Raw genomic sequence first — 11,714 nt, 5'->3', positions numbered from 1 at the left:
GCAAGAGTATTCACAAACCATTATTTCTCGATTGAAACCCATTTATAGCTATAGGAAGGACCAAACGGATGCGTAACGAGACCTTTTACATAATCCTTAACAAGAAGCGACTTACCTTCTTGATAAAGTGGAGCAATGGCTGCATCTTCTTCTAATAAAATTCGTTCTGCTTCCTGTAAAGCTTCGAAGCGTTCAGCAGGGTTGTCCGATAATTCGTTTTGTGCTTCGCTAATCAATCGGTCATATTCTGAGTTTGAATAGGCCATATTGTTATTTCCTCCACCTGTCACCCAGAGGTCAGAAAATGTCATAGGATCTTGGTAGTCTGGGCCCCAACCTGCGACCTGAATATCATAATCAAGAGATGAATCTCTTTGAAGTCTTACACTGAAAGGAACTTCTGTTAGCGTAATGGTAAGCCCAGGTAGATTTTTCTCTAATTGATTCTTTAAAAATTCATCCATACGTTTTGCGTTATCGGTATCTCCTCCTAGAATATCTAGGGTGAGCTCAGATACACCAAGTTCGGATAATCCTGTTTCCCATAATGATTTTGCTTCTTCTGGGTTATATTCAAGCATATCTCCGTTAGCTTCTCTGAAGTCTTCACCTGAATCAGGGTGACTGACAAAGTCCTTTGGAACAGCATAATTTGCACCAATTGATCCGTTCTTCAATAAATCATTGGCTAGTGCATCTTTATCTATCGCCTGTGCAATCGCTCTTCTTATATTTTCATTTTGGAACGGTTCTCTCTCTTGGTTCAACTTCAGCCAAAAGATAGTTGGTTCCAGATAACTCACAAAGTTTGGATCTTCTTTGTATTTAGTTACATAATCAGAAGAAAGCTCTCCTGAAATATCTAAATCGCCTGCTTCATAATAGTTCACACGTGATTGTGAATCTTTCGTTACGGTTACTTCTATTCTTTCAAGGTTAACGGCATCCTTGTCCCAATATTCTTCATTCTTTACGAACTGCCAGGTTTGGCCGGTTCCATTCCATTTCGCAAGACTAAACGGACCATTATATACAAGGTTGTCACTATTAAGTGCGTATTGGTCTCCCTTTTCCTTCACAAAAGCTTCATTCTGTGGGTAAAATGTTGGGAACGTCATTAACGAGATAAAGTATGGTACCTGTTTTTCTAATGTAACTATTAACGTTTTATCATCCTCAGCTCTCACACCTAATTCCTCTGGTGGTAAATTACCTTCAGAAACCTGTGTAGCATTTTTAATAACTCCATTCATCATGTAAGGTCCATATTGAGAACCAGTTTGTGGGTCAACTGCTTTTCTCCAAGCAAATACAAAATCTTGAGCCTTTACTTGGTCCCCATTCGACCATTTTGCATCTTCTCGGAGTGTAAACGTGTATTCCGTTTCATCCTCATTAGCCTCATAATCCTCTGCCACTGCTGGTTCTGGTTCGTTTTCCTTATTTAATCTCATTAAGCCTTCAAATACTTGGTTCATAATGTTAAATCCAACTTCATCTTCCGCCATCACACTGTCCATTGTCGGAATTTCTGCAGTCTCAGTGATTTTTAGAACTTGTGCGGCATCTTTTCCTTCTCCTCCACCTTCACCGCCTTCTCCGCCATAACATCCCGATAATAAAACACTAATTGTAAGTAAAATGGCTAAAAAAGAGTTCATTTTTTTCAATTAAAAAACCTCCTCATGACTTTTGTGTTATAACAACTGCTTAATATGTAAAAACTTTACATAAGCAGAGGTGATATAACCGTTAAAAATAATTTGTTACAAACTGGAGAAATTATTCTAAGCATGGTGATGAAAGCATGAATTTTTGGGTAAAGGTGTTTACGGTATTTTTCTTAACTCAGCTAACCGTTTTGATCGTTACCTTCTTAGCTAACGACCAGAATGGATGGACTAATTTTGTAGACCATAACTTTTACATTGGGCTCTTTTTGTTAATGATCGGACTTTTGATTATGATTACGAAAAAAGGTTTCTTCAATGTAGTAACGGAAGGAATTCGGAAGGTTTTCTTTAAAAATCAGATTGAACAGGACCCTGATGAGTACCGACCGTTATCAACACTAATGAATATATCGTACGGTTGGATGATTGGAAGTGGAATGTTACTCATTGCCATATCCCTATTTTCCTATTTTTTTACGTTTTCCTATTGATTCCAGCCTCATATCAACCTATAATGAAAACATATTTATAATCTGCATAATGAACGGGGAAAAAGAAGAGTACTATTAGAACTGACTTTTTAGAGAGTTTGTGGTTGGTGAAAACAAACAGTCAACTAATAGGAATGGACTTTTGAGTCTGATTAGGAAACAGTTTGGAGTATGAATCAGCGTAAAGCTCACGTTACAGAGCATTTGAGAGGCCAATTTGGCAATTAGGGTGGTACCGCGGAATTCAAACCATTCGTCCCTTTGTTTTTAGGGATGAGTGGTTTTTTTATTTGTAAGAGAAAATAACTTTGAGGTGAAAGTAATGAAACGCATATTCTCTGGTATTCAACCAAGTGGAACGATTACACTTGGAAACTACATCGGTGCAATGAAGCAATTTGTTGAACTACAAAACGACTACGATTGTTTCTTTTGTATCGTAGATCAACATGCTATTACCGTTCCACAAGACAGATTACAATTAAGAAAAAATATCAAAAGCCTAGCAGCTATGTATATTGCTGTAGGTATTGACCCGAAAAAAGCGACTATCTTTATTCAATCTGAAGTTCCAGCGCATGCCCAGGCAGGCTGGATGCTACAATGTGTTTCCTATATTGGAGAGCTTGAAAGAATGACGCAATTCAAAGATAAATCACAGGGAAAAGAAGCTGTAGTTGCAGGCTTGCTTACCTATCCTCCATTGATGGCTGGAGATATTCTTCTTTATAACACTGATATTGTTCCTGTAGGCGAAGATCAAAAGCAACATCTAGAATTGACTAGAGATTTAGCTGAACGATTCAATAAGAAGTACAATGATATCTTTACAATTCCAGAAGTGAGAATCACAAAAGTTGGAGCAAGAGTTATGTCTCTTCAAGACCCATTGAAAAAAATGAGTAAATCTGACCCTAACCAAAAAGCATTTATCTCTTTACTGGATGAACCCAAACAAATCGAAAAGAAAATTAAAAGTGCTGTTACGGATTCAGAGGGGATTGTGGAATACGACAAAGAAAATAAGCCAGGTATCTCAAACCTTCTTTCTATTTATTCCATTTTCTCTGGGGAAACGATTGATGAAATTGTTCAAAAGTATGAAGGAAAAGGCTACGGTGATTTTAAAGGAGATTTAGCTCAAGTTGTGGTGGATGCTTTGACACCAATTCAACAACGCTATTATGAACTAATTGATTCTGAAGAATTAGATCAAATTTTAGATGAAGGCGCTCAAAAGGCGAATGCTATTGCTAGTAAGATGGCTAAGAAGATGGAAAATGCCATGGGTCTTGGGCGTAAGCGTAAGTAATAGTAAAAGGCAGTGCCCCGATTGGCACTGCCTTTTAATTTACTTTAGAACCATTTTCAATTTCCCACAGTTTCTCAAAGAACGGTTGTCCTTTAATCATGTTTTCACATAACACTTTATGCTTGTCCGACCATCCATTTTTAACTTCTTCGTATAACTTATACCATGCGTCATCAAAGCTTAGGCCTTGATTTTGTAAATAATTCTCCGGATTCCACTCTGTCAGCCAATAGCGCACTTCAGCAGCATTTTTGGAAGTATTCAATTGGTCCATTGCCATTAGAAGAAGCTGCTTCAATTGTCTTTCTTTACGGGTCAAACCATTCATATCCATCGGAGACGGCGAGAGAATATGGTACTCTTTATGTATTTTGGTCTCAGGTAGTTCAAAATGAATAGGATCTTGGTTTTCCACCATGTCATACACAAGCTGTTCTTGACGAGGTATCAGCCGACTTTTACGTACAGGTATCTTATACCCGATTGTATCAACAGCCATAATCCCTATTCCATCTGTAATAATAAAACAATAATCTACTTGAATTCTTTCATGATTCTTCCTTAAGTATGCTTTTTGATACACGTCTTCTAATAGCTGCTTGGGAAGTTCAGCTAAATCGTTTTCAATATAGGAAAAAATCTCAGGTGTTACTTTTAGTAATGGAACCTGATCTAACAGTTCAACACTGTCGTCTTTCCTCCATTCATGAAAATGACAGACATTGTATCCATTCTCTTCACCTTCAAACCAATTCACCCAAACGTCGTGGAGATATAACATACTTGCACCCCTCGCAACCTTTGTTTATGTCTCTAAGTATGGGCAGGATGAAGTAAAAATATTCCTATCTATCCAGTTTTATAAAAATTAGTCCTTTTGACGAAGGTTTGGTATATAGATACTGAACCAAATAAAGGCTATACCAATCGGTAATAATAAGCATTCAATATTAGTAGCTATAAAGATTAAATAATCTAGAAATTCTAGACCTGTAGTCAATAAGTTCAGATAAGCCAATGTACTAATACCACCGGCGACACTTAAACCAAATCCAGTTAACAATAAAAAAATGCGGTAGCTCATGATCTCATCCTTTATGAACTATTTTCTTCAAATTTATGTTTGTCCATAGATGATTAGTACAAGCTATCTGATGTAATAAGCAAAAAAAAATCTACCATACAAAGTATGATAGATTTTAACGATTAGATTTAGGGTTAAATGCGTCTTTTAAACCTTCACCAACGAAGTTGATAGAAAGGATTGTGAATACAATAGCTAGTGCAGGAGGTGCCCACATCCAAAGTTTATCTTTTAACACATCTGGTTCATTCGCAAATGCCAACATGTTACCCCAACTTGGAGTAGATGATGGTACACCGAATCCGAGATAACTCAGACCAGCTTCAGCTACAATCATACCAGCAAATAGTAGAGTAGCTTGTACAATGATTGTTGAAAGAACGTTTGGTAATAAGTGTTTTACGATAACTTTTGATGGTTTACAACCAATTGATACTGCAGCTAAAATGTACTCATTTTCTTTCTCAGCGAGAATTTTACTTCGTACAATCCTCGCAACTCCACCCCATGATAGGAATCCGATAACAAGGATAAGAACCCATACACCACTAATTATTCCAAAAAGGATTGTATTTAGTACAATTACGAATACTAAGAATGGGAAGTTCAATACGAAGTCAGTAAAGCGCATTAACAAGTTGTCTACCGCTCCGCCAAAATAACCAGCAATTGACCCGATAATTGTTCCGATTGTGATTACAATTAACGTACATGAAATACCTACAAGTAGTGAAACTCGACCACCATATAGTAATCTAGTAAATACATCTCGTCCATTTTTATCAGTACCTAGCCAGTGTTCGCTAGAAGGCTCTAATGACATGGATCCGATATTTACACGTTCAACGTCAGCCGTTGTAATATATGGGGCTAAAAAAGAAATCACAGATACAAAAATCAAAAAGCAGACACTAATCATTGCTAGTTTATTACGTAAAAACTTACGACGGGCAATGGCGAAAGGAGACATGCTTTTCGGTGGTTTAACTTGGGTTGCCGTTGATTTTTCTAATTGAGGTTCCATTTGCCATTCCTCCTACTCTATCCGAATCCGTGGATCCACAATTCCATATAGTAAGTCAGCAAGCAAGTTACCAATCAATACTAGGAAAGTGAACATTAATGTTAATACCATTAATACTGAATAGTCACGGTTTGTTACCGAATTTAGAAATAACTGACCAATTCCAGGATAAGTGAAGATTGTCTCTGTGATAATTGCTCCACCTACTAATGAAACAAGGTCAAATCCTAAGAAAGTTACTAATGGAATAATTGAATTTCTTAAGATGTGTACATTATAAATTTTAGATTCTTTCGTACCTTTTGCACGTGCAGTACGTACAAAGTCTTTTCTACTATTCTCAATGATGTCATTTCGTAAAAACTGTGTATATGATGCTGTACTAAGCATCCCTAAACATAGTGCAGGTAGAATTACGTGATGTAATCTACTAATAAAGTAATCTAATGTGCCTTTTTCTAATTGAATATCTACTGATCCGTTTGAAGGGAACCATCCCAATCCAAATGAAAAAATATAGATTGAAAAAACAGCAGCAACGAAAGATGGTATCGCAAACCCGAGATAGTTATACCCTGCAATGAGGTTATCTCCAAGTGTATACGGTTTTCGTCCTGCGTAAATGCCCATAGCAAATGCCATGACGTAGGTGATTATTAATGAAGAGAAACCTAAAAATATCGTATTAGGTAATCGTTCTAAGATTAGTTCTTCTGCAGGCATTTTGTATCGTGTTGATTTCCCAAATTCACCTTGTAGGATTCCTGTAATCCAGTTGAAATATTGCTGTGGTAACGGGTCATTATATCCAAGCTTCTCCCTCATCATTTCGATGTATTCGGGATCCGTGTTAGTAGGATCTATTTCCCCACTGAGTGAATCCCCTGGCATTAACTTAGCCAGGGTAAACACTACAATGGAGATAAGGAAAAGCATTGGAATCATTCCAAGTATTCTTCGTAGTGTGTACTTAATCATTATGCATTCTCCTTATCCATCGTTAAAAGCGATGGGGAAGAGGAGAAAATTACTCCTCGATCCACCACTCGTTTGCTGGGTTTGTACCGTTAACGCCAAAAGTAATACCTTTAACATTAGAGTTTACAGCCCATGCATCAGTAAGTTCCATAATTGGAAGTAAAGGTAGTTCTTCGTTTACAATTGATTGCCATTGTACATAAATTTCTTTACGCTTGTCGTTATCGATGTTTCCATCAGCATCTTTTAGAAGATCCATGTTTAATGCATCTGCTAAAAGTTGATCTGCATCTTCATTTACCCAACGTGGGTAGTTCCAAAGTGCATCTTCAGCCCATAGTGCAGATGGATCTGGGTCAGCACCAGTTCCCCAACCGCCGTAGAATACTTCGATTGTAGGATCATCTTTTTCGATCATATCATAGTAAAGGTTTACTTCTGTCATAACTAACTCAGCGTTTAGACCAACATCATGCCAGTATTGAGTAATTGCTCTAGCACGTGCTTCGAAAGTTGGGTTACCAGTGTCATAGTGACCAAAGTTGATTACGAATTGATCCCCATTTGGATCTTCACGGAAACCATCACCATCAACATCTACATAACCAGCTTCATCAAGAAGTTCTTCAGCTTTTGCTGGATCAAATGTGTAGTTGTTTGGTAGCTCATCGTCAGAAGCAGTAATCCAGTGAGCAGATGGACTTGGAGTATTTACAGGACCACCTAAACCACTGAAGAATGCGTCTACCCATTCTTGACGGTTGATTGCATATAGCATTGCTTGACGTAATTGCTTGTTAGCATACTTGCTGTTTGGATCCATAACGTTTTTGCTTCCATCCCACTTACCAAGTTTGAAACCAACATAGTAGTAAGATAGACCAGGAACTTCAATGATCTCAACGTTATCTAATGCTTTAACTTGATCAAGGATAGATGGGTGGAAAGCAGTCATATGAATGTTTCCAGTTTCTAATTCCCCAACTGTTAATGCACTATCGATTACTTTTACGATAACACTATCAAGGTGTGGAGCACCTCTCCAGTAGTCTTCGTGTTTAACCATTTCAACAGACTCACCAGGTAGGATGTTTTTCACTTTAAAAGGACCAACACCAACTGGGTTTTTACGAACTGGTGCAGATTCTTGCATATCTGCTACAGCAATACCATCGTATGCTGATTTAGCCATTGGGTAAGACCAAAGGTTTGTTAAGTTGTTGATTGCAGCTTCTTTGAATGTAACTTCAAGAGATTGCTTGTCTTCAGAAAGAACTAAACCAGAAATGCTGTCAGCTTCTCCAGCGTGGAACTCTTCAGCACCCACTACGTCTTGAACGTTAACGTAACGTGGACCAGTATAGTCAGGATGTGCAAGAGTTTCTAATGCAAACACCCAATCTTCCATTGTTAAAGTTTCACCATTGTGCCATTTAATATCATCTTGAACTAGTGTGAAAGTATAAGTTTTGTTATCTTCAGACACTGTCCAATCAGCTAACCAAGGAATTGGTTGAAGGTTTTCATCATAAGAGTACATACCTTCGTTAATGAAAGCTAAGATTTCTGCATCAGAAGCGATTCCGTAGAATGCAAAGTCTAAAAGACCTTCGAATTCACCTTCCATTGCATAAGTAAGTGTTCCGCCCTCTACAGGACCATTAGAAGTTCCTTCATCAGAACCCTCGTTGTTTTCATCTTGTGTGTTTGAATCATCTGCTGGTTTTGAATCATCGTCGCCACCGCTACAAGCAGCTAGGAACAATGAAAGAACTAGCATCATGACCATCAATAAAAATGATGACTTTTTGAAGTTCATTGTTGTTTTCCCCCCATAGGATAATAATTTTAAAGTATCAATCATAAAGAATACATGCTACCTTATGTCCAGGCTTCACCTCCTTCAAGGTTGGTTTAACTTTCGAACACTCCTCTTTAGCCATTGGACATCTTGTGTGGAACGGACATCCAGTAGGTGGGTTCGTTGGATTCGGTACATCACCTTGAAGTATGATTCTTTCTTTCTTCTTTCTTGGGTCTGGCTCAGGGATGGCTGAAATTAGAGCTTGTGTATACGGATGAAGTGGTTCATCATATAGGCTCTTCTTGTCTGCAAGTTCAACCATATTCCCTAAGTACATAACACCGATACGATCACTCATGTGTTTTACTACACTTAAATCGTGGGCAATGAATAAGAAAGTTAAATCAAATTCATCTTGTAGCTCTTTTAGTAGGTTCAAAACTTGTGATTGTACAGAAACGTCAAGTGCTGATACAGGCTCGTCCGCAATAATGAGCTTCGGCCTTAAAGCTAATGCTCTTGCAATACCGATACGCTGACGTTGTCCACCAGAAAATTCATGAGGATACTTGTAGTAAGCATCTTCAGGTAGACCTACTTTTTCAAGAAGTTCCATTACTTCTTTCTTTAGTTCTGCCTTATTTCGTCTTGTATAATTCAAAATTGGTTCAGCAATGATATCTCCTACCATTTGTGTAGGGTTAAGTGAAGCGTAAGGATCTTGGAATACCATTTGAAAATCTTTTCTTGCTTCTCGTAATTTCGTCCCTGATAAATTAGTAATATCATCACCATCGAAAATGATTTTTCCATCTGTCGGCTTTAATAGTCTTAATATAGTTCGGCCAGCTGTTGATTTACCACAACCAGACTCACCTACAAGACCTAATGTTTCACCTTTTTTTATTTCAAAGGAGATGTCATCAACAGCCTTAACAGTAGCGACAGTTCTTCTAAAGAACCCACCCTTGATTGGATAGTGAGTTTTCAGGTTTTGAACTTCTAGTAAGTTCTCCTTTTGATTCAAATCTTTTTCTAAGGTGCTCATGATACGTTCATCCCTTCTTTCGGCCTGCTAGTTTCATAGAGTAAGCAAGCAACCTCATGCCCTTCATCTGTTTCTCCAAGTTGCGGAGTAATTTGTGTACATTCAGGCATGGCTTTTGGACAGCGAGCTGCGAATCTACAACCCGTACTAGGCATATTCTTTAATGAAGGAACAATACCTTTAATCGTTGCAAGTTCCTCTTTCTCTTCATCAAGCTTAGGAATTGCACCCATTAGTAATTCAGTATATGGGTGTTTAGGATCATGGAACAATGTATCGACATCAGTCTTTTCTACTACTCTACCTGCATACATAACGATAACTTCATCACAAATCTCAGCTACCACACCAAGGTCATGGGTAATCATGATGATAGCCATGTCATTTACAGATTGGATTTCTTTTAGTAGCTCTAAGATTTGGGCTTGTACAGTTACATCCAACGCTGTAGTAGGCTCATCGGCAATAAGTAACTTTGGTTGGCATGCAATGGCTATTGCGATCATGACACGTTGACGCATTCCACCAGAGAGTTGGTGAGGATACTCTTCAACTATCTTTTCTGGGCGAGAAATCCCAACACTCTTTAATAGAGCGATAGATTTTAAGCGAGCTTCCTTCTTAGAAATGGTCATATGGTTGTGTAATACTTCTTCTATTTGGTACCCGATTGAGAACACTGGGTTTAGTGCTGTCATCGGTTCTTGGAAGATCATGGCCATATCCTTACCACGGATCTTATTGATTTGTTTGTCGGTCATGTTTTCAAGGTTTGTTCCAGCGAACTTAATTTCACCACTGCGAATCTTACCATTTTCTTTTGGCAAAAGCTTCATAATGGAAAGTGACATTACACTCTTTCCACAGCCGGATTCACCAACTATTCCGACAATTTGACGTGGCTTTACGTTAAAGGATACATTGTCTACTGCATTGTGGTACTGGCCATCAATTTTAAAAGCAGTTTCTAAGTTCTTAACCTCAAGCAAAGGTGCTTCAGATTGAGTTGTTGTTTTTCCGCTCATAGGGACACCTCTTACTTTTACTTTTTTGAATTATTCAGTCAATTGTTTCATTTGACTTTCATACTATTACAGTTTCATTACAAAAGCAATACTTTTTTCACATATAACTTTTTCCTATTTTTAGAATATTTAAAAGAAACCTTTAATAGATTGATTTACTAGGAGATTTCGTCGATATATGACAAGAATGTTTCCGCCGGTTCTCCAATAAATGTTTTTGTAGAAAAGTTTTCTTTTTTTCTGAATTCTGAAATTAAAAAAAAGCCTACTGAATATCCTACCATGAATGGAAACATTTTTCTACCATACATTAGCGAATCGTGTAATTTTTTTTCTCTTCTTGTCGAAAGATTTGGGTAAAACCAACGTTTCCACCAGTTTTTCAACTGTTCTTCAGAATAGATCTTATTACATTTTGTAATATAATTTTCCCCGCAGTATTCTAACACTGCATGCTCCGCCAAACCTTCCATCACAATGGAATCTAGTAAAGTCATATAGCTCTTTTTCTTTAACGCATGGAATCTCGATACATGATGATATTCATGCACGAATAGAGCTTCTATTTCTTTTTCGGTTGGAATGTCTGAAAGGAATAAGAATAGTGCGGCAGGGAATGCAACGCCCGACTTTCCGTTTGTATCCTTCATTAGCTGTCTGTTGTTTGTATCGATAGGAAGGATAAAAATCGGGACATCTGGCCCATGCCAAATTCTTCTGTATTTTAAACAATACTTTTTTATTAAACTCCAAACTTTTATTTCTTGCAACCTTTTCATTATTTTTTTTCCTGAATCTTCTCGGAAATTCAAACCATGATCCAATAGGATTTGTTTTAACTCGTTCTCTGAATTGTAGCTTTCTTCTTTATTTCGCCAGTGTTTCTTTACATTCTCTATAACTGTGTCGACATTGTAGGGTTTGTTTAAAAACCATTTGTAAGTGTTAATTACTGTCATTGTCATCCACCTCTTTTTGAAGTGGTATAGTATATGTTGGTTTGAGTGGGAAACGTTCTATATATGGTGGTACATTGTTGTTGCCTCATGTGGTTTTTGTGCCGAGATGGTAAATTCGCACTCAAAATTTATTATTCGCACTAAAATCGTGATAATGTACCTATATAGTAGACACTTTTAGAAGTCCGCACACTTGTTACATGTTAAAGTGAGTAATGGGGAGGCGGAAAAAATGGGACAAAAAAAGTATTCGTATGATATGAAAAAGCAGGTAGTAGAACAATTTTTTGAAGGGTACGGGGTACCGGATTTAGTT

General features: G+C 37.6%; 11 protein-coding genes and 1 other annotated feature. Of the genes, 2 read left to right on the top strand and 9 right to left on the bottom strand.

Annotation, left to right across the window (positions count from 1 at the left end; all coding sequences use genetic code 11):
- Positions 1-20 precede the first annotated feature (20 nt).
- On the bottom strand, positions 21-1,661 hold the full coding sequence (locus ABDZ91_RS07555) for a peptide ABC transporter substrate-binding protein (protein WP_343797836.1): 1,641 nt from the start codon (positions 1,659-1,661) through the stop codon (positions 21-23).
- Between the two features lie 146 nt (positions 1,662-1,807).
- Here ABDZ91_RS07555 and ABDZ91_RS07550 point away from each other — a divergent pair, with 146 nt between their 5' ends.
- Together ABDZ91_RS07550 and trpS are read left to right on the top strand one after the other, a co-directional pair.
- Positions 1,808-2,164, top strand: a complete 357-nt coding sequence (locus tag ABDZ91_RS07550) for a DUF3899 domain-containing protein (protein WP_343797774.1) — start codon at positions 1,808-1,810, stop codon at positions 2,162-2,164.
- A 47-nt stretch (positions 2,165-2,211) separates the two neighbouring features.
- Positions 2,212-2,428, top strand: a binding site (T-box leader).
- A gap of 58 nt (positions 2,429-2,486) precedes the next feature.
- A complete protein-coding gene (gene trpS, locus ABDZ91_RS07545) occupies positions 2,487-3,476 on the top strand; it encodes a tryptophan--tRNA ligase (RefSeq protein ID WP_343797772.1) in 990 nt (329 codons plus the stop codon).
- 34 nt (positions 3,477-3,510) lie between these two features.
- Here the strand turns inward: trpS and ABDZ91_RS07540 are convergent, their stop codons facing one another.
- The 8 genes from ABDZ91_RS07540 to ABDZ91_RS07505 all read right to left on the bottom strand — a co-directional run bounded on the left by ABDZ91_RS07540 (position 3,511) and on the right by ABDZ91_RS07505 (position 11,398).
- Entirely contained in the window at positions 3,511-4,257 is a 747-nt protein-coding gene (locus tag ABDZ91_RS07540; RefSeq protein WP_343797770.1) for a YjbA family protein, read from the bottom strand.
- A gap of 87 nt (positions 4,258-4,344) precedes the next feature.
- Positions 4,345-4,560 carry a YuzI family membrane protein gene (locus tag ABDZ91_RS07535; protein WP_343797768.1) on the bottom strand — a complete coding sequence of 72 codons (216 nt, stop codon included), beginning with the start codon at positions 4,558-4,560 and terminating at the stop codon, positions 4,345-4,347.
- Between the two features lie 115 nt (positions 4,561-4,675).
- Complete coding sequence (opp4C, locus tag ABDZ91_RS07530; protein WP_343797766.1) at positions 4,676-5,584, bottom strand: oligopeptide ABC transporter permease; 909 nt, start codon at positions 5,582-5,584, stop codon at positions 4,676-4,678.
- A gap of 12 nt (positions 5,585-5,596) precedes the next feature.
- Positions 5,597-6,562 (bottom strand): oligopeptide ABC transporter permease, encoded by a 966-nt coding sequence (gene opp4B, locus ABDZ91_RS07525; protein WP_343797764.1) that lies wholly within the window; start codon positions 6,560-6,562, stop codon positions 5,597-5,599.
- Between the two features lie 49 nt (positions 6,563-6,611).
- The gene (opp4A, locus tag ABDZ91_RS07520) at positions 6,612-8,381 is read right to left on the bottom strand and encodes an oligopeptide ABC transporter substrate-binding protein (RefSeq protein WP_343797762.1); all 1,770 of its coding nucleotides are present in this window, start codon (positions 8,379-8,381) and stop codon (positions 6,612-6,614) included.
- Positions 8,382-8,418: 37 nt separating this feature from the next.
- Positions 8,419-9,414: an ABC transporter ATP-binding protein gene (locus ABDZ91_RS07515; protein ID WP_343797760.1), complete on the bottom strand. Its 996-nt coding sequence runs from the start codon at positions 9,412-9,414 to the stop codon at positions 8,419-8,421.
- Positions 9,411-10,439 carry an ABC transporter ATP-binding protein gene (locus ABDZ91_RS07510; RefSeq protein ID WP_343797758.1) on the bottom strand — a complete coding sequence of 343 codons (1,029 nt, stop codon included), beginning with the start codon at positions 10,437-10,439 and terminating at the stop codon, positions 9,411-9,413. The genes ABDZ91_RS07515 and ABDZ91_RS07510 overlap by 4 nt, the downstream gene beginning before the upstream one ends.
- 158 nt (positions 10,440-10,597) lie before the next feature.
- Positions 10,598-11,398: a DUF2268 domain-containing putative Zn-dependent protease gene (locus ABDZ91_RS07505; protein ID WP_343797756.1), complete on the bottom strand. Its 801-nt coding sequence runs from the start codon at positions 11,396-11,398 to the stop codon at positions 10,598-10,600.
- Positions 11,399-11,714: the final 316 nt, after the last annotated feature.

Origin of the sequence: Bacillus carboniphilus, from assembly GCF_039522365.1 — a bacterium.
Taxonomy (GTDB): Bacteria; Bacillota; Bacilli; order Bacillales; family JC228; genus Bacillus_BF; species Bacillus_BF carboniphilus.
The sequence above is the reverse complement of the archived record's forward strand: the minus strand, read 5'-3'. Positions and strand labels throughout refer to the sequence as shown.